Here is an 18,139-nt window from a genome sequence, read left to right on the forward strand (position 1 = left end):
TTCAGGAGACCTCGGTGCTCTGCGGCATCTCCCCGGCCGTCGTCGTGACGTCGATCACCGAGAAGTTCGCGCCCTGGGGATCGGTGAGCGCCGCGAACCGCCCGAAGGGACTGTCCATCGGGCCGAACCGCAGCTGGGCACCGAGCTTGGTGGCCGCGGCGACCGCGTCGTCACAGTTTGCCACGGTGAAGTACACGTTGATGTAGGAGGGGATCTCGGGCGGGAACTCCTCCGTCATCTTCATCCGCCCCAGCACGGTCCGGTCACCGAGGTCGAACAGTCTGAAGTCGACCGCGTCGTCCTGCATCTGCTTCATCGCGTACGGGAAGAGGGCGGTCAGGAAGGCGTCGGCCTTCTCCGGCTCCCGCGTGAAGACCTCGGCCCAGCAGTACGCTCCGGGCTGCTCCATCGGCGCCTCGAAGCCCTCGTGGGTCCCCGCCTGCCACACGCCGAAGACGGCGCCGCTGGGCTCACGGCCCAGGCACATGGTGCCGAACTCACCGACCTGCATCGGCTCCATCAGCACCTCGCCGCCGTGCTGCCGGATCTTCTCGGCGGTGGCGGCGGCGTCGGACGCGGCGAAGTACAGGCACCACGCGGACTGCCCCTCCTGGCCGGGCATGGGCGGGACGACGGCGGCGACCGCCTTCCCCTCCACATAGGCCTGGGTGTAGTTGCCGAACTCCGACAAAGACTCGCCGAAGGTCCAGCCCAGGACGTCGCCGTAGAAGCTCTTCGCCCCCTCGACGTCGCTGAACATCGCATCGGCCCAACAGGGCGTTCCCTCTGGTTGTACGGCCATGACTGCGGACCTTTCCGAATCGGCGGTTGTCCGGTTCCTCACGGTAGTCACGCCCTCGTCCGACCGCGCGCCGAATGCGCCCCCGCGTCACAGACTGGGAGGACACGGCAGCTCTGCGACGGATGGGGCGCGACATGGCGGACGGGACGATGCGCGCGTGGGCGGTGGTCGAGCCGGGTCCGGTGGCGGAGGGCGGTCTGCGGTTCGTCGAGAGGCCGGTCCCCGCGCCGGGCGACGACGAGCTGCTCGTACGGGTCCGTGCGTGCGGGGTGTGCCGCACCGACCTGCATGTCGCGGAGGGGGACCTGCCGGTGCGCCGGCCCGCGGTCACGCCCGGGCACGAGGTGGTCGGGGTGGTGGCCGGGGTGGGGGCGGCGGTGCGCGGCTTCGAGGACGGGGAGCGGGTCGGGGTGGCCTGGCTGCGGCGCACCGACGGCACCTGCGCCTACTGCGCGCGCGGGTCGGAGAACCTGTGCCCGGCCTCGCGGTACACCGGCTGGGACGCCGACGGCGGTTACGCGCAGTACACGACGGTGCCGGCCGCGTACGCCTACCGGCTGCCCGAGGGCATCGACGACGTGTCGTGCGCTCCGCTGCTGTGCGCCGGGATCATCGGCTTTCGCGCGTTGCGGCGATCGGCGCTGCCGGCGGGCGGGCGGCTCGGGCTGTACGGCTTCGGGGGCAGCGCCCACCTGTGCGCGCAGCTGGCGCTGGCGGAGGGCGCCACCGTGCACGTGCTGACGCGGGGCGCGCACGCGCGCAGGCTGGCGCTCGACCTGGGTGCCGCCTCGGCCCGCGACGCGTACGAGTCGCCGCCGGAGCCGCTGGACAGCGCGATCCTGTTCGCGCCGGTCGGCGATCTCGTCCCGGTGGCGCTGCGGGCCCTGGACCGGGGCGGCACCCTGGCGATCGCGGGCATCCACCTCAGCGACGTCCCGGTGCTGCGCTACGAGAGCGAGCTCTTCTACGAGAAGCAGCTGCGCAGCGTCACCGCCAACACGCGCGAGGACGGCCGTGGGTTCCTGGCGCTGGCGGCCGAGCACGCCGTACGCGCCACGACCCACACCTATCCGCTGTCACGGGCCGACGCGGCGTTGCGGGATCTGAAGGCGGGCCGGTTCGACGGGGCCGCGGTGCTGGTGGACGACCTGTCCTGAGTGCGTCACTCCAGCGTGCGGGGGCACGCAAGGGGAGCGGTGGCACTCACGGTGCACCCACTGCCTCGCACGGCGGGTTTGGCACCTTTGGCGTCCGAAGCCGCCCCCTTCACGCCCTGACCCGGGAGCCCCAGTGGCTGTTTGGCTGGTGCACGCGCTTGGCCAGCCCGCTCATCCCTGGAGGGAATGTGTCCACACCGGACAGCGCCACCGGTCCCGCCATCGACGAACCCGACCCCGAACCCCGGTCCGACGCTCGGCTCACCAGTCTCAGCACCCAGGCCGCCCGGCAACTCGCCACCACCACCAAGTCCGAACCGCAGATGCAGGCCATCAGCTCGCGCTGGCTGCTGCGGATGCTCCCCTGGGTGGACGTGAAGGGCGGCACCTACCGGGTCAACCGCCGGCTTCAGCTCCGGGTGGGCCGGGGCCGGGTGCAGTTCGACCAGAACGGGGCGGACGACATCAAGGTCATCCCCGAGACCCTCACCGAGCTTCCGGTCCTGCGCGGCTACACCGACACCGACGTCCTCAGGGAGATCGCCGGCCGCTTCCGGGTCCGGGAGATCCGCGCCGGCCAGATCCTGGTCGAGGCCGGGCAGCCGGTCACCGAGGCCTACCTCGTCGCGCACGGCCGCTTCACCCGCTTCACCGAGGGCAAGTACGGCGAGGAGGAGATCCTCGGCGTCGTCACCGACGGCGACCAGATCGGCGACGAGGCCATCGGCCGGGACGACCCGCTGTGGCTGAGCTCGGTCCGCGCGGAGACGGCCGGCGTGCTGCTGGTGCTGCCCTGGAGCGTGGTCGAGGAGTTGACCGCCCGGGTGCCGTCCCTCGCGGCGCACCTGGAGGCGTACGCCGCGCGCCAGCGCCTGCCGATGAACCGCAAGGGCGAGGCCGACGTCCCGGTGCAGGCGGGCCATGTCGGCGAGCCGACCATCAACGGCGGCTACGTCGACTACGACCTCGCCCCGCGCGAGTACGAGCTGTCCCTGACGCAGACCGTGCTGCGCGTGCACACCCGGGTGGCCGACCTCTACAACAACCCGATGGACCAGACCGAGCAGCAACTCCGCCTGACCATCGAGGAGATCCGCGAGCGCCAGGAGTGGGAGCTGGTCAACAACCGGGAGTTCGGGCTGCTGCACAACGCCGACTACGGGCAGCGCATCAGCACCTTCACCGGGCCGCCGACTCCGGACGACATGGACGAGCTGCTGTCGATGCGGCGCAAGACCAAGCTGTTCATCGCCCATCCCAAGGCGATCGCGGCCTTCTTCCGGCAGTGCAACCGGCGCGGCCTGGTCCCCGGCACGGCGACCGTCGAGGGGCACGAGATCCCCGCCTGGCGCGGCGTCCCGATCTTCCCGTGCAACAAGATCCCGATCAGCCCGCAGCACACCAGCAGCATCATCGCGCTGCGCACCGGGGAGGGCGACCAGGGCGCGATCGGGCTGTACCAGACCGGGATCCCGGAGGAGTACCAGCCCGGTCTGAACGTGCGGTTCATGGGCATCGACGGCAACTCGATCATCCGCTACCTCGTGACGGCCTACTACTCGCTGGCGATCCTCGTGCCCGACGCCGTCGGGATCCTGGAGAACGCCCAGATCGGCCGGACGGCCGAGTGACCGCGTGGAGCACGCCATGAGCACGTCGACCGGCTTCCGCATGCCGGGCCCCCCGAACCTGGCGAGCACCATGCGCACCCGGCGCTGCGGGGCCGTCCCGGGGCTGCGCCACCGGCAGGTCGCCCCCGCCGACCCCGTGAAGGCCGCGGAGGTCGACCGCAGGCTGGAGGCATGGGCCAGGCGGCTCGACCTGTTCCCCGAGGCGTGGAAGGGGGACTTCTCCGGGTTCCAGTTCGGCCGGGCCGTGGTGCTCCAGCACCCGGAGGCGGTCGACCTGGACCGGCTGACCGTGGCCGGTGAGCTGCTGCTCGCCGAGAACGTCGTCGACTCCTGCTACTGCGAGGAGGACGAGGGCCGGGGCGGAGCGCGCCGGGGTCTCGGGGGCCGGCTGATCATGGCCCAGTCGGCGATCGATCCGTACCACGGCATTCCGGAGTTGGAGGAGGAGTGGCGCGAGGGAGTGCGGGCCGACGGTCCGCTGCGGTCGTACCACTTCGCCCTCACGGACTACGCCGCCTTCGCCACGCCCAGCCAGACCGACCGTTTCGTGCACGACATCGCCCGGCTGCATCTGGGCTACCTGGCCGAGGCCGCCTGGGCGGAGACCCGCCATGTGCCGCGCGTCTGGGAGTACCTGGTGATGCGGCAGTTCAACAACTTCCGTCCCTGTCTGTCGATCGTGGACGCCGTGGACGGCTACGAACTGCCCGAGGCCGTCTACGCCCGGCCGGAGATCCAGCGGATCACGGCGCTGGCATGCAACGCGACCACGATCGTCAACGACCTGTACTCCTTCACCAAGGAGCTGGCGAGCGATCCGACCCACCTCAACCTGCCGCAGGTCATCGCGGCCAACGAGCGGTGCGGACTGAAGGCCGCCTATCTGAAGGCCGTGGAGATCCACAACCGGATCATGGAGGCCTTCGAGGAGGAGTCCGCCCTGCTGTCCGCCGGTTCGCCCCTGGTCGAGCGCTACACCCGGAGCCTGTCCGACTGGGTGGCCGGCAACCACGAGTGGCACGCCACCAACAGCCACCGCTACCACCTGCCCAACTACTGGTAAAGCGCCATCGAATGACTGAGCGTCACCGCAACCAGCACGAGGAGTCACCGTTGACCATCGCCCCCGAAGCCGGCACCACCACCGCCCCGGTGCCGTCCCAGTCCTCGTACCAGACCCGCGTCGCGGACTACTGGAACGCCGAGGAGAACCCGGTCAACCTCGAACTCGGAAAGATCGACGACCTGTACCACCACCACTACGGCATCGGCGACGCCGACCGCTCCGTGCTCGGTGAACCCGACCCCGCCCGCCGCCGGGAACGCGTCACCGCCGAACTGCACCGACTGGAACACGCGCAGGCCGAGCTGCTCGCCGACCGGCTTGGACCGCTCACGCCGAACGACCGGGTGTTCGACGCCGGGTGCGGACGCGGGGGCGGCAGCGTCGTGGCGCATCTGCGCTACGGCTGCGAGGCCGACGGGGTCACCATCTCGGCCAAGCAGGCCGAGTTCGCCACCGAACAGGCCCGCAAGCGCGGCATCGACGACCGCGTGCGCTACCACTGCCGCAACATGCTCGACACCGGTCTGCCGACCGGGGCGTTCGCGGCCTCGTGGAACAACGAGTCCACCATGTACGTCGAACTCGACCTGCAGTTCGCCGAGCACGCCCGGCTGCTGCGCCGCGGCGGCCGCTACGTCACCATCACCGGCTGCTACAACGACACCTACGGGCGGGCCTCCCGCGAGGTGTCCCTGATCAACGCCCACTACATCTGCGACATCCATCCGCGCTCGGCGTACTTCCGGGCCATGGCCCGCAACCGGCTCGTCCCGGTCCATGTGCAGGACCTGACCGAGGCGGCCATCCCCTACTGGGAGTTGCGCCGCGAGGCGGACCACCTGGTGACGGGCATCGAGGACACCTTCCTGAACGCGTACCGCAACGGCAGCTTCCAGTATCTGCTGATCGCGGCGGACCGCGTCTGAGCCCGGCCCCGGGTACGTCGTCGGCCACGGGGCGCTCCGTGGCCGACGCGGGTCTTCCGCCCGCGGTCCGGCTGTGCTTGCCTGGGGAACCGTTTTCGGGGCCCGGGGCGGGAGTTGCCGTATGCGGAAGCCGTGGTGGGTGGGAATGGTGCTGGCCGCCGTGCTGCTCGGCGCCTGCGGGGATCCGGCGTCCGGGCCCGAGACCGCGCCGCCGCCGCAGGCACCTCGGGCGTCGGCCACGACGCAGCAGCGGGCGCCTGCCTCACCGAGCGCCGCGGGGACGGCCCCGAGCGCCCCCGGGGAGGCGCCGACCGTGCTGTATCTGGGCGACTCGCTCGCGATGGAGGCACAGGAGGTCGTGGGCCGGGAACTGCGCCGCGCGGTGCGCGCGCGGTACATCAGTGCCCCGTACTCGGGGACCACGCTGTGCGACTACCTGGAGGGTACGGGCGAGCGGTCGCTCGTGCCGGCCGCGGACAAGGCGGCCGCGCTGGTGCGCCGGCTGCGGCCGGACTTCGTGGTGCTGCAGTTCTGGGGGAACGCCTGGGGCTACACGCCGTGCATGGACGGCATCACCCATGACGCCTCGCCCCGGAGGTACTTCGACCGGTACGCGGCCGACATGAGGCGGCTCGCCGACCAGATCGCGGCGGCGGGGGACGCCCGGATCGTCTGGGTGCTGCAGGGCCCGGACCCCATCACTGCCGACCGGGTCCGGCGCGTCAACGCCCTGTACGACGAGCAGGCCGCCGCGGCGGGCGACCTGGTCGCCGACGCGGGCAAGGCCGTGAGTGCGGCCGGGGCCCGCTACTCCTGGGTCCAGTACCTGCCGTGCACGGCGTACGAACGCGAGCACGCCGGGTACTGCACCCAGCCGGGCCGCGACCGCACGGCCCTGCACCGCGACGACGACTACCTGCACTTCTGTCTGGCGCCCACGACGTCGAAACCGAAGCCCTGCCCGGTCCGCTCCCCCGGGATCCTGCGGATCGCCCAGGAGATCACCCGGGTGGTCCGCCAGAACGTGTAGGGGCACGGGCCGTCGCTGGAGCGGATCACTCGCCCGCGTACGCCTTCTCCAGGGCGGCGATGTCGAACTTGCTCATCGCCATGAACGCCTGCGTCACGCGGGCAGCCTTCGCCGGGTCCGGGTCGGTGACCATCTCGTCGAGCCGGTCCGGGACGACCTGCCAGGACACACCGAACCGGTCCTTGAGCCAGCCGCACGGCCCCGGCTCGCCGCCGTTCTCGGTGAGCTTGGTCCAGTAGTAGTCGATCTCCTCCTGGTCCTCGCAGAAGATCATGAAGGAGACCGCCTCGGTGAACTTGAACTGCGGGCCGCCGTTGAGTGCGAGGAACCTGTGGCCGTTGGCCGTGAACTCGACGGTCATGACACCGCCCGCGGGCTGAAGCGCTCCCTCGGGATAGCGCGCGACCTTGCCGACGCTGGAGTTCTTGAAGACCGAGACGTAGAAATGGGCCGCCTCCTCGGCCTGTCCGTCGAACCAGAGACACGTGGTGAATCCATCGCTTGCCATGAGGGCCTCCTGGAGCGTGGGTGCGCTGTCATCTGTGTCGACCGACGCGCGCGGCGAAACTCATCGCTGAGGCCGCCGACCGATTCAGGTGGCGGATACACCCACTCGAACTACCCTCTCGGCATGACGTCATCGCCCTCGGACAGCATCCGGCCCTTCCGCCTCGACATCCCCCAGCGCGACCTGGACGATCTCCACGACCGCCTCGACCGCGCCCGCTGGCCCGACGAGATCCCGGGTACGGGATGGGCCTACGGCGTGCCCACCGACTATCTGCGCGACCTCGTACGGCACTGGCGGCACACCTACGACTGGCGCGCGGCCGAGGCCCGGCTCAACGAGTGGCCGCAGTTCACCACCACCATCGACGGGGCGAACGTCCACTTCGCCCATGTCCGCTCCCCCGAACCGGACGCCACCGCGCTGATCATCACGCACGGCTGGCCCGGGTCGATCGTGGAGTTCCTCGACGTCGTGGGGCCGCTGACCGACCCGGCCGCGCACGGCGGCGACCCGGCGGACGCCTTCCATGTCGTGGTGCCGAGCATTCCGGGGTTCGGGCTGTCCGGGCCGACGACGGAACCCGGCTGGGAGGCGGGCCGGGTCGCCGACGCGTGGGCCGAGCTGATGCGCCGGCTCGGTTACGCCCGGTTCGGAGCGCAGGGCGGCGACTGGGGCGCGGCGATCTCCCGTGAGCTCGGCCGGGCCCACCCGGACCGGGTGATCGGTGTGCACCTGAACCTGCTGCCGGGTGCCCAGGCGGCGACCGAACCGACACCCGAGGAGCTTGCGGCACTGGGCCCCGAGGAGCGGGAGCGGGCGCTCGCCTCCTGGCGCCGCTGGGCGGCGTGGTCGCGCGACGGCATCGGCTACTACCACGTGCAGGCCACCCGGCCGCAGACCCTGGCCTACGCGCTCACGGACTCGCCGGTCGGTCAACTCGCCTGGATCGTCGAGAAGTTCAGGGAGTGGACGGACTCGAAGGACCTTCCCGAGGAGGCGATCGACCGCGACCGGATGCTGACCAACGTGATGCTCTACTGGCTCACCGGGACCGCCGGTTCCTCCGCCCGCATCTACTACGAACGGGCGCACACCGAAGGCCGGGCCGCCAGGCCCGCCGAGCCGTCCTCCGCGCCGACCGCGCTCGCCCTCTTCCCGGCCGAACTGCAGATCCCGCTGCGGCACAAGGCGGAGCGGACCGAGAACCTCGTGCGGTGGACGGAGTTCGACCGCGGCGGGCACTTCGCGGCGATGGAGGAGCCGGACCTGCTCGTGGGTGATGTGCGTGCCTTCTTCCGGGAGTTGCGCACGGGCTCTGCCCTCAGCTGATCTGCCACGGGCATAGAAAGCGGCCTTCGCGGGCGCCCTCCATCGACAGTGGAGTCGACGGCATCCCCACCACGACGAGGAGATCCGATGACTCCACTTTCCGCGTTCGCGCCCCGGGCCGAGGAGGGCGACGCGCCGCCCACGCGGTTCGACGACCATCTCGCCGCCCAACTGCTCGGTCAGCGCATCATCCTCCTCGGCACCGAGGTCACCGAGGCCTCCGCCAACCGGGTCTGCGCCCAGTTGCTGCTGCTGTCGGCGGAGGACCCGCGCACCGACATCAGCCTGTACATCAACAGCCCGGGCGGTTCCGTGCACGCGGGCCTGGCCATCTACGACACGATGCGGCTGATCCCGAACGACGTCGCGACGCTCGCCATGGGCTTCGCCGCGAGCATGGGCCAGTTCCTGCTGAGCGTCGGCACGCGGGGCAAGCGGTTCGCGCTGCCGAACGCGCGGATCATGATGCACCAGCCGTCGGCGGGCATCGGCGGCACCACCGCGGACATCGAGATCCAGGCGGAGAACCTGGAGTTCACCAAGCGGACGATCGAGCGGATCACGGCGGAGCACACCGGCCAGACCCCGCAGACCATCTCCCGGGACGGTGACCGGGACCGCTGGTTCACGGCCGAGGAGGCCAGGGAGTACGGCATGGTGGACCGGATCGTGGAGTCCTTGACGGACGTCCGCCCGGCCACGTCGCGACGCAGGATGGGGCTGCAGTGATGGGGACGTACACGATTCCGAACGTGGTCGAGCGCACGTCGGGGGGCGAGCGGTCGTACGACGTGTTCAGCCGGCTGCTCAACGAGCAGATCATCTTCCTGGGCACCGAGATCGACGACGGCGTCGCCAACGTCGTCATCGCGCAACTGCTTCATCTGGAGTCGTCGGCCCCGGAGAGCGAGATCTCGATCTACATCAACTCGCCCGGCGGCTCGTTCACTTCACTGATGGCGATCTACGACACGATGTCCTACGTGAAGGCGCCGATCTCGACGTGCTGCGTCGGACAGGCGGCGTCCACGGCGGCCGTGCTGCTGGCCGGCGGGGACCCGGGACGGCGGTTCGTGCTGGAGCACGCGCGCGTGCTGCTCGGCCAGCCCGCCTCCGGTGGCAGCCGGGGCATGATCTCCGACCTCGCCCTGCAGGCCCAGGAGATGGTCCGGATCCGCTCTCAGGTCGAGGAGGTGCTGGCTCGGCACACGCACCACGATGTCGCGACGCTGCGGGCGGACATGGACCGCGACAAGGTGTTCACGGCCGAGGAGGCCGTGGCGTACGGCCTCGCGGACGAGGTGCTGAGCCGGCGCCTCATGGAGGTCTGAGGCGCCGGTCGCGGTCAGGCGGCCAGGCACAGCCCGTCGTACGGCGAACCGGCCCTGCCGCGACTGCCGGTCGCCGCGCGGCGGCCGGCGAGCCGGACCAGTTCGCCCTGCGCCAGCGACAGCAGATCACCGAGGCCGAGACCGAGGGCCTGTGCGGCGGCCGCGAGGACCTCCGAGGAGGCCTCCTTGCGGCCGCGCTCGACCTCCGAGAGGTACGGCATGGAGATGCGGGCGGCGTCGGCCACATCCTTGAGCGTACGCTCCTGCGCGAGGCGCTCGCGGCGCAGGATGTCGCCGATCAGGTCGCGCCACAGGGGCTCTTTGGGGGTGGGGGCCGGGGAACCTGGCCCAGGGCGGGCCGCGGGCATGGCGGTGGGGGGCGCGGCGGCGGGGCGTTCGGACGCCGGGCGGGTCGCTCCCGGGCGCGGGGCCGTCGGGCGGGCGCCCGGTGCGCGCAGGGGAATGACGCGGGCTTCGTTCGTCGCTTGTTCGCTCACCCGACCAGACTAGAAGTCAGGGACGCCGGGGGAAGGGGTCGGGATTGCGCCCTGGGGGAAATCCCGGCTCGGCCTGCGGGACGGCCGGGTCCGTCACCCGGTGCTCAGTCGCAGCACCGCACGCACGCGCTTGCCGACCGGGACCCGCTCCACGGAGACCTCCGCCGCCAGGGCGTGCACGATCTCCAGACCGTGCCGTCCGACCCGTTCGGGGTCCTTGGGGAAGCGACGGGGCAGGGCGGAGCTGCTGTCGTACACGCAGACCGTCACCGCGTCGTCCGTGCCCTCCATGTCCAGGATGTAGGGGCCGTTGCTGTGCCGGTCGGCGTTGGTGACCAGCTCGCTGACCACCAGGAGCACCTTGTCCTGGGTGGTTTCGTCGATCGCGGCGCACCACTCGGTCCTGAGCCTGCCCAGGAAGAGCGCGGCGAAGGACCGCGCCTCGGCGATGCATCCTGGCTCGCCGCTGTAGTGCGCCGCCCGCCGAAGCGGTTCCACGGGCACGTCGAAACCAGTCGGAATCACTGCCCCGCCCACGTGCTCGATCATGCATGTCTCTCTCGGAAGCCGGACCTGGCCGGACGCTGCTGCATCTGTCCTCGTACCCAGCGCACAGCGCCGCAGTCCCCTCGCAGGCAGCGCCGTGCGTCACAGCGCCGGCGACTCCGGCGCGCTCACGGTCGACTCCGATTGTGACGTGGTGGTGGTGTCCGTGTCCGACGGTTCGGAGGGAGACGTCTCGGGCGATTCCGGCACCGTCGTGGACTGCGTCGTCGGGGGCTGTGTGGTCGACGTCTCGGGGCTCGGTGTGGGCGAGGACGGGGCGGTCGGCTTCGACGGGCAGGGCGAAGGGGCACCGTCGGGCAGCGAGACGCAGGTGGACGGAGAGGTGGGCGGCTTCGACGTCGACACGCTCACCGACGGGGAGGGCTTCACCGGCGGGTGGGTCTTCTTGTCCTTGCGGCCGTCGTCTCCGCGCTCGCGGGCGATCCATTCCTTGCGCTCGTGGTCGTAGATGACGAAGACCTTGACGACCGTCGTCGACGGAGAGACCACCACGACGTTCGAGGAGCTGTACGACGGCCAGGAGTCACCTGTCCGCCGCAGCGTGCCCTGCTGGGCGACCGGCGGCGTCAAGGGGTTGCCGCAGGCGCAGCGCACCCGGGGCACGCCCCGGTCGTCGACCATGACCGCCGTGCCGGTCTGCAGGACGGCCTGGTACTCGGTGGCGGCCCCGTCGCGGTAGCCGTGGTTGGTGACGCGGGTGTCCATGCGCAGTTGCACGGGGGTGAGCGAGCGCAGGTAGGAGGGGACGTCGTCGGCGTCGACGCGGGCGACCGACGCGAACGCCCGGTTCTTGTCGGGGGCCGCTTCGAGGTAGTCGATCTGCTTCTCCACGTCGCAGGCGGCGACCTTGCGGCTGCCGCCGTACAGGCCGGGCGCACCGCCGTCGACCCCGCGTACGGCGTTCGAGGGCGCCGACTCATCGGCGGGGGACGGGGTGACGGGCGGAGCGGAGCTGTCCGTCGCGGTGGACTCGGTGTAGGGGTCGGGGCCGGTCTTGCCCGCGGCCTGGAGGAAGACCTCGCCGGCGGCGGCCGTGCTGCCACCGCCGCCGCCGCGCGACAGGACGACGGCGACGATCACCGCGGCCACCACCACCGCGGTGATCGCGACGAGCCGCGGCACGGACCGCCACCAGGGACGGTGGGGCCCGGGACCGTGGGCCCCCGCTCCGCCGCCGCCCGGCGGCTGCGAGGGCGGGCCGGAAGGCGGCTGGGAGGGGCCGGACAGGGGGCCCGAGGGCGGGCCTGTGGGGCGGCCCGACGACGGAGGTTCGACGCTCACGAGGCCTTCTTCCCGACGCGGGGTTCCTGCGACGCTGATCCACGACTGACGACTGACGACTGACGACTGACTGCCGACTTGGCGACTTGGCCACTTGAGGCTTTGTACTTTTGTCGCTTCGAGGCGCTTGATCCCATTCTGTGCCCAGGTTCCGTACCTCCCGCAAGCCGACGCGGACGGACCACCCGGCGGGCGCGCCACCGGGGCGCTGCTTAGCGTGGGCAGGGTGAGCATGCCGCCCCCCTCCCGTCCGGCCGTGGCCCGTCACGGCTGGGTGCAGGCCGTCGGCGCGGTGCTGGCCGCGCTGGTGGTGATGGGGGTGGTGGCCGCGCTCGGGCTGTGGGCGGCGGGTGCCGCGGACCTCCCTGACAACGCCTTTGCGCGGGTCGTCGCGGCGACCGTCGTCACGGCGGTCGGCGGCGCGGTCGAACTCTCGGGCAACGCCGGGGAACTGGCCGAGTCGGACGTCGGGCTGACCGTGATCCCGCTGTCCGTCACGCTCGTCGGTGCCCTCGTCCTGGCCGGCGGCTTCCTGCGGCCGCTGCGGCACCGGGCGGTCGCCGGTGCCGGGGAGCTGGCCGGCTGGGCCGCCCGGATCGCCGTCCTGTGGCTGGTCGCGCTGACGGCGTTGTCCTTCGCCGCCCGCCAGACCTTCTCCCTGTCCCTGAGCGACTTCGGGGAGGACGCCCTCGGCGACCTCGGTGACCTGTTCGGTATCTCACCGCGGGTCGGCTTCACCACCGATGTGCCGGCGACCTTGTTCTTCGGGCTGCTGTGGCTCGCCGGCGTGCTGATGCTGGCGCTGCTGGTCTCTCGTGGGGCCCCGCTGCCGGGTCGGCTGCTGCGCTTCCAGGAGTCGGTGCGGCCCGCCGCGTACGCCATGGTGGCGCTGCTGCTCGCCTGGGTGGTGCTGGGCGTCGTCATCGCGCTGGTGGTCGCGGCGACGCGCGGCCACGCGGCCGAGACCCTCGCGGTGATCCTGCTGGGCCTGCCGAACCTGGTGTGGCTCGCCCTCACGATCGGCCTCGGCGCGACCTGGAACGGACGGGTGGACGGCCCGTTCGGGCTGCCGATGCCGCAGGTGCTCGACGAGGTGCTGCGCGGCCGGGAGGTCGCCGAGCTCAATCTGGGCACGCTCGCCGAGCACGACGGCAGAGTGTGGTGGCTGCTCGTCGTCGACGCGGTCCTGCTGTCGGCCGCCGCGTTCGTGATGGCGCGGCGGTCACCGGCCCGCATCCGCCCCTGGCAGCACGCCGTGCACCTGGCGGTCGCCCTCGCGCTCACGGTGCTGATGATCTGCCTCGTCGGCCGCATCTCGGCTCACTACGGGCTGTCGGTGCTGGGCATCGGCGACCTCGGCGGGGATCTGGGCGGGGAGCTGTTCCTGCGGGCCGAGGTGTGGGGCGCGGTCGGACTGGCGCTGCTGTGGGGGCTGGTGGCCGGGTTTCTCGGCGGGCTCCTGGCGCGACGGGCGCGGCATCGGGGCGAGGTGGCCGCGCGCGGGCCCAGGTGAGTGGTCGGGGATCAGCGCAGGAAGACCGGCTCGGCCCAGCGGGGCGGGGACTTCGGCGCGTCCTTGTCGGACTTAGCCGGCAACCCCACGCCTGCCAGGTCCACCTGCGTCGGCGGGTGCCCGGCGCCCGCACCACCGGCCCCGGCGGCGCGCAGGTCGGCGACGAAGGCCAGGCAGGAGTCGTGGCGGTCCTCGGGGTTCTTGGCCATCGCCCTGGTGAACACGGTGTCGACGGGCGCGGGAAGGTCCGGGCGCGCCTCGGTAAGGAGCGGCGGTTCGGAGTACTGGTGGGCCCACAGCAGAGCCATGTCGTCGTCGCGGCGGAACGGCGGGTGGCCCGCCAGGCACTCGTAGACCACGCACGCGAAGCCGTAGACGTCGCAGCGCGCGTCGACCGGTTTGCCGGAGATCTGCTCGGGGGCCACGTAGTCGAGGGTGCCGACGAACTGGCCGACGGTCGTGAAGCCGGTCAGGGACAGCGACTTCTTCGTCAGGCCGAAGTCGGTGAGGTAGACGTGCTCGGGGTGGTCGCTGTCGGTGCCGCGCGCGACGAGGATGTTGCCGGGTTTCACATCCCGGTGGACCAGCCCGTGCTCATGCGCCGCGTCGAGGGCGGAGGCGACCTGCGCGGCGATGCGCAGGGCCGTCGGGAACGGCAACGGTCCCTGGCGGTCGAGGAGGTGGCGCAGGTCGGCGCCGGAGACGTGGCGCATGGCGATGTACAGGACACCGTCCGTCTCCCCCGCCTCGAAGACCGGCACGATGTGCGGATGGTCGATGGCGGCGGCCGCCCTGGACTCGTGGGTGAAACGGCGGCGGAAGGTGTCGTTGCGGGCGAGTTCGGGGGCGAGGAGCTTGAGCGCGACGCTGCGGTCCAGACGCAGGTCCCGGGCGCGGTAGACGACGGCCATGCCACCCCGGCCGATCTCCTGCTCGATGCGGTAACCGGCGACCTGCCGGCCGATCAGCTCGGAGGGCCGGCCCGAGAAGAGGCTCGTGTCACGGGCCATCGGGCGTGACGACCTGGGTCGGGGCGTGGCCGTGCCCGGCGGTCGGTGCAGGGCCGGACTCGGCGGTGGCGCTGGGCCCGTCGTCCGCGGCGTAGGTGCTCACGCGGGTGCCGTCGGCGTACACCCACCGCGCGCGCTCGGCGTCGTACAGCCACATCGACTCCCCGTCGACGACCACCCCGATCCGCAGGCCCGAGGTGCGCGCCCGGAACGACTCGCCGTCCAGGGCACCGGCCGCCAGGTCCTCGACCGCCAGGCGGTAGCCCGCCAGAACCCGCTCGGCCCCGGCGAGCAGCGGGCGCGGGTCGGCCGTGCGGGCGAGCGGACTGGCGTCGGCGGTGGGCGGGTCCTGGGGTACGGCGACCAGGAAGCGGCCGTCGACCCAGGCCGACCAACCGTTGGCGCACAGGACGAGTCCCCAGTCACCGCGTCGTTCGACGAGCTGGACCGGCAGGAACGCGTCGAGGGGCAGGGTCGGGCGGGCGGGGTCGGGCGCCTCCCAGGCGGGCATGCCGTGCTGGGGGACGACGTGGGTGGGCCGGAAGCCGGGGGAGGTCATGGGCGCGCTCCTACTTCCGCATCACGACGGGTTCGTGCCGGCGCAGCAGCCGGGAGACGACGAAGCCGAAGGCCGCGCAGAGCACCACGAGCATCGCCACGTTGAACAGCCACACACCGGCCGAGTGCTCGAACAGCGGATCACCGGTCAGGTCGCCGGGCACGATCCGGGACAGCTCAAGGGTGCCGGCCATCGCACCGAGCGCCCATCGCGAGGGCACCAGCCAGGACAGCTGTTCCAGGCCGGGGACGCCGTCGAGCTTGAGCAGGGCGCCGCAGAAGACGACCTGGACGATGGCGAGCAGCACCAGCAGCGGCATCGTCACCTCCTCCTTGCTCACCAGGGCGGAGACTACGAGGCCGAGCATCATCGCGGTGAAGGCCAGCAGGGCCACGGCCACGGTGATTTCGACCAGGGGCGGCATCAACACGCCGTCGCCTCCGGGGGCGTTGAGATCGACGCCGAGCAGGGCCACCAGGGTCAGGACGACCGCCTGCAGCACGGTGATCGTCCCCAGCACCACCACCTTGGACAACAGGTACGCCGATCTGGACAGGCCGACGGCGCGTTCGCGCTGGTAGATGACACGCTCCTTGACCAGTTCCCGTACGGCGTTCGCCGCGCCCGTCAGGACGCCGCCGACGCACAGGATCAGCAGGGCGTTCATCGCCGTCTCCTGGGTCAGCCTGCTGCCCGCCAGGGCGCGGGCCATGGCGCCCATCACGAACGGCAGGGCGACCATGATGGCGAGGAACGTGCGGTCGGCGCCGAGCGCACCGGCGTAGCGGCGGATCAGGGTGCCGAGCTGGGCACTGCGGCTGCGTGGCCGGGGCGGCCTGGTGATGACGACCGGGCCGGAGCGCTGCTGCAGGGGCTGGGCGGCGGCGTCGGCGATGTATCGGCGGTGGTGGGGCGAGGCCCGGTAGTCGCCCGCCCAGTCCCGCTCCTGGTCGCGTTCGAAGGCGTCGAAGGCCTCCGGCCAGTGCGCGGACCCGAAGAAGGGCAACGCCTCCTGGGGCGGGCCGTAGTAGGCGATGCGGCCGCCGGGCGCGAGGACCAGGAGCCGGTCGCACATGTCGAGGCTGAGCACGCTGTGCGTGACGACGATGACGGTACGGCCGTCGTCGGCGAGGCCGCGCAGCATCTGCATCACCGAGCGGTCCATGCCGGGGTCGAGGCCGGAGGTCGGCTCGTCCAGGAACAGCAGGGACGGCTTGGTCAGCAGCTCCAGGGCGACGCTGACGCGCTTGCGCTGCCCGCCGGACAGGCTGTGCACCCGCTGCCCGGCGCGCTGCTCCAGGCCCAGCTCGCGGATGACCTCGTCGACCCTGGCCCGGCGTTCGGCCTTGGCGGTGTCCTGGGGGAAGCGCAGCTCGGCTGCGTAGGACAGGGCGTCGCGGACGGTGAGTTGGGCGTGCAGGATGTCGTCCTGCGGGACGAGGCCGATGCGCTGGCGCAGTTCTGCGTAGTCGCGGTAGAGGTCGCGGCCGTCGTAGAGGACCGTGCCGTGGTCCGCGGGACGCTGGCCGGTGAGGGCGTTCAGGAGCGTGGACTTCCCGGCGCCGCTGGGGCCGACCACGGCGAGCAGGCACTTCTCCCCCACCGGGAAGGAGACGTGGTCGAGCAGGGTTCTGCGGCCGTGGTCGACGGCGACCGTGAGGTCCTGCACTTCGAGGGAGATCTCGCCGGTGTCGACGTACTCCTGCAGCTCGTCCCCGACCAGGCAGAACGCGGAGTGGCCGATGCCCACGACGTCGCCGGGACCGACGAGGGCGCGGGTGACGCGGCCGCCGTTGAGATAGGTGCCGTTGTGGCTGCCGAGGTCGGCGATCTCGTACGTCCCGTCGGGCAGGGCCCGCAGCTCGGCGTGGCGGCGAGAGACGACCAGGTCGTCGATGACGAGGTCGTTGTCGGCGGCGCGGCCGATGCGGACGGTCCGGGTGGGCAGGGGGCGGATGTTGGTGGGCTGCCGGAAGGTGCCGGTGCGTCCGGGCAGGGAGACCACCGAGGGGCGTTCCGGTGCGGACGCCGGGTCGGGGCGGTCCAGCAGCACGGCCCGGGGGCCGTCGGAAGGGTTGCCGAAGCGGATCACGGTGCCGGGGCCGACGTCCCACTCGTGGACGCGGTGGCCGTCGGTGTAGGTGCCGTTCGTGCTGTTCTCGTCCTCCAGGGTCCAGTGGTCGGCCCCGGGGCGCAGTACCGCGTGGTGCCAGGAGACCCGGGCGTCGTCGATGACGATGTCGCTGAGCGGGTCGCGTCCCACGCGGTAGTCACGGCCCGGGGTCATCACGGTGGAGCCCGACTCGGTCTCCAGGACCAGTACGGGCGCAGTCGGTGCGACCGGCCGCTCCGCCATGCGAGGATTCTATCGATCTGTCCCTGTATGTGCCTGCCTGTTCCGGGTGCGGGGGCCCCGCAGGAGGCGGCTCAGGCGACCGGCACGACCAGTGCCGGGAGGGTCCTCTGCATGCGCAGTGCGTCCACCGACTCGGCGAGCAGTTCGTACTCGGTGGTGTCGTCGCTCACGGCGATCCGCACCAGCCGTCCGGCCGCCAACTCGTCCGCGACCAGGTCCTGTCGCTCGGGGTCACCGCACCACGCGCGCAGCACCGCCGGAACGTCGGGCACGGTGGCGGTGACCGGGACGAGCGCGCCCGGCGGGAAGTGCTCGGCCTCGGGCCTCGGGTCCAATCGCTCGGCCATCCAGGACGCCCGGTCGCGCAGCCACCACAGGGCGAGGGCCAAGGTGGGCGCTCGGTAGGTCCCCAGGGGCACCCCGATGCGCCGGCCGCCGCAGACTCCGTATGCGGTGACATGACACAGGAATTCGTCGTGCACGCTGCCTCCCCCGTGTTGCCGTTCGCCTTGCCGGCGTGCGCCTCGCTTTCCGTGCGGCTCATGAGCGGTGGGTGAGGGCGCCGTCGCCCCG

The 18,139-nt window shown here is 71.8% G+C and carries 18 protein-coding genes; 9 read left to right on the plus strand and 9 right to left on the minus strand.

The genetic code is table 11. The features are described from left to right. Nucleotide 1: 1 nt before the first annotated feature. Nucleotides 2-802: a VOC family protein gene (locus tag ACWCPI_RS09835; RefSeq protein WP_451037627.1), complete on the minus strand. Its 801-nt coding sequence runs from the start codon at nt 800-802 to the stop codon at nt 2-4. Between the two features lie 149 nt (nt 803-951). On the opposite strand from ACWCPI_RS09835, the gene ACWCPI_RS09840 reads away from it, so the two are divergent. The 5 genes from ACWCPI_RS09840 to ACWCPI_RS09860 all read left to right on the plus strand — a co-directional run bounded on the left by ACWCPI_RS09840 (nt 952) and on the right by ACWCPI_RS09860 (nt 6,612). Further along, a complete protein-coding gene (locus ACWCPI_RS09840) occupies nt 952-1,959 on the plus strand; it encodes a zinc-binding alcohol dehydrogenase family protein (protein WP_451037915.1) in 1,008 nt (335 codons plus the stop codon). A 188-nt stretch (nt 1,960-2,147) separates the two neighbouring features. After that, nucleotides 2,148-3,590 carry a family 2B encapsulin nanocompartment shell protein gene (locus ACWCPI_RS09845; protein WP_451037628.1) on the plus strand — a complete coding sequence of 481 codons (1,443 nt, stop codon included), beginning with the start codon at nt 2,148-2,150 and terminating at the stop codon, nt 3,588-3,590. Between the two features lie 16 nt (nt 3,591-3,606). Beyond that, a complete protein-coding gene (locus tag ACWCPI_RS09850) occupies nt 3,607-4,653 on the plus strand; it encodes a family 2 encapsulin nanocompartment cargo protein terpene cyclase (protein WP_451037629.1) in 1,047 nt (348 codons plus the stop codon). Between the two features lie 50 nt (nt 4,654-4,703). Continuing rightward, nucleotides 4,704-5,582 carry a geranyl diphosphate 2-C-methyltransferase gene (locus ACWCPI_RS09855; RefSeq protein ID WP_451037916.1) on the plus strand — a complete coding sequence of 293 codons (879 nt, stop codon included), beginning with the start codon at nt 4,704-4,706 and terminating at the stop codon, nt 5,580-5,582. 121 nt (nt 5,583-5,703) lie between these two features. Beyond that, entirely contained in the window at nt 5,704-6,612 is a 909-nt protein-coding gene (locus tag ACWCPI_RS09860) for an SGNH hydrolase domain-containing protein (RefSeq protein ID WP_451037630.1), read from the plus strand. 25 nt (nt 6,613-6,637) lie between these two features. Here the strand turns inward: ACWCPI_RS09860 and ACWCPI_RS09865 are convergent, their stop codons facing one another. Further along, entirely contained in the window at nt 6,638-7,120 is a 483-nt protein-coding gene (locus ACWCPI_RS09865) for a VOC family protein (RefSeq protein ID WP_451037631.1), read from the minus strand. Nucleotides 7,121-7,243: 123 nt separating this feature from the next. On the opposite strand from ACWCPI_RS09865, the gene ACWCPI_RS09870 reads away from it, so the two are divergent. The 3 genes from ACWCPI_RS09870 (at nt 7,244) to ACWCPI_RS09880 (ending at nt 9,783) form a co-directional block, all read left to right on the plus strand. Beyond that, a complete protein-coding gene (locus ACWCPI_RS09870) occupies nt 7,244-8,452 on the plus strand; it encodes an epoxide hydrolase family protein (RefSeq protein ID WP_451037632.1) in 1,209 nt (402 codons plus the stop codon). An 87-nt stretch (nt 8,453-8,539) separates the two neighbouring features. Next, nucleotides 8,540-9,181, plus strand: a complete 642-nt coding sequence (locus ACWCPI_RS09875; protein ID WP_451037633.1) for an ATP-dependent Clp protease proteolytic subunit — start codon at nt 8,540-8,542, stop codon at nt 9,179-9,181. Further along, complete coding sequence (locus ACWCPI_RS09880) at nt 9,181-9,783, plus strand: ClpP family protease (protein WP_451037634.1); 603 nt, start codon at nt 9,181-9,183, stop codon at nt 9,781-9,783. Before ACWCPI_RS09875 ends, ACWCPI_RS09880 begins: the two co-directional genes overlap by 1 nt. Nucleotides 9,784-9,797: 14 nt before the next feature. On the opposite strand, the gene ACWCPI_RS09885 is transcribed toward ACWCPI_RS09880, so the two are convergent. The 3 genes from ACWCPI_RS09885 to ACWCPI_RS09895 all read right to left on the minus strand — a co-directional run bounded on the left by ACWCPI_RS09885 (nt 9,798) and on the right by ACWCPI_RS09895 (nt 12,128). Then, on the minus strand, nt 9,798-10,280 hold the full coding sequence (locus ACWCPI_RS09885; protein ID WP_451037635.1) for a helix-turn-helix domain-containing protein: 483 nt from the start codon (nt 10,278-10,280) through the stop codon (nt 9,798-9,800). Nucleotides 10,281-10,373: 93 nt separating this feature from the next. After that, nucleotides 10,374-10,829: an ATP-binding protein gene (locus ACWCPI_RS09890; protein WP_451037636.1), complete on the minus strand. Its 456-nt coding sequence runs from the start codon at nt 10,827-10,829 to the stop codon at nt 10,374-10,376. 99 nt (nt 10,830-10,928) lie between these two features. Then, nucleotides 10,929-12,128 (minus strand): DUF6777 domain-containing protein, encoded by a 1,200-nt coding sequence (locus ACWCPI_RS09895; protein ID WP_451037637.1) that lies wholly within the window; start codon nt 12,126-12,128, stop codon nt 10,929-10,931. A gap of 232 nt (nt 12,129-12,360) precedes the next feature. Between ACWCPI_RS09895 and ACWCPI_RS09900 the strand changes: the two genes are divergently transcribed. After that, the gene (locus tag ACWCPI_RS09900; protein ID WP_451037917.1) at nt 12,361-13,641 is read left to right on the plus strand and encodes a streptophobe family protein; all 1,281 of its coding nucleotides are present in this window, start codon (nt 12,361-12,363) and stop codon (nt 13,639-13,641) included. A gap of 11 nt (nt 13,642-13,652) precedes the next feature. Here the strand turns inward: ACWCPI_RS09900 and ACWCPI_RS09905 are convergent, their stop codons facing one another. From ACWCPI_RS09905 to ACWCPI_RS09920, 4 genes are all read right to left on the minus strand, one after another. Then, the gene (locus ACWCPI_RS09905; protein ID WP_451037638.1) at nt 13,653-14,651 is read right to left on the minus strand and encodes a serine/threonine-protein kinase; all 999 of its coding nucleotides are present in this window, start codon (nt 14,649-14,651) and stop codon (nt 13,653-13,655) included. Further along, nucleotides 14,641-15,210: a hypothetical protein gene (locus ACWCPI_RS09910; RefSeq protein ID WP_451037639.1), complete on the minus strand. Its 570-nt coding sequence runs from the start codon at nt 15,208-15,210 to the stop codon at nt 14,641-14,643. The genes ACWCPI_RS09905 and ACWCPI_RS09910 overlap by 11 nt, the downstream gene beginning before the upstream one ends. A gap of 10 nt (nt 15,211-15,220) precedes the next feature. After that, a complete protein-coding gene (locus tag ACWCPI_RS09915; protein ID WP_451037640.1) occupies nt 15,221-17,566 on the minus strand; it encodes an FHA domain-containing protein in 2,346 nt (781 codons plus the stop codon). A 71-nt stretch (nt 17,567-17,637) separates the two neighbouring features. Next, a complete protein-coding gene (locus ACWCPI_RS09920; RefSeq protein ID WP_451037641.1) occupies nt 17,638-18,048 on the minus strand; it encodes a hypothetical protein in 411 nt (136 codons plus the stop codon). Nucleotides 18,049-18,139 lie beyond the last annotated feature (91 nt).

The organism is Streptomyces sp. NPDC001920 (assembly GCF_053594495.1).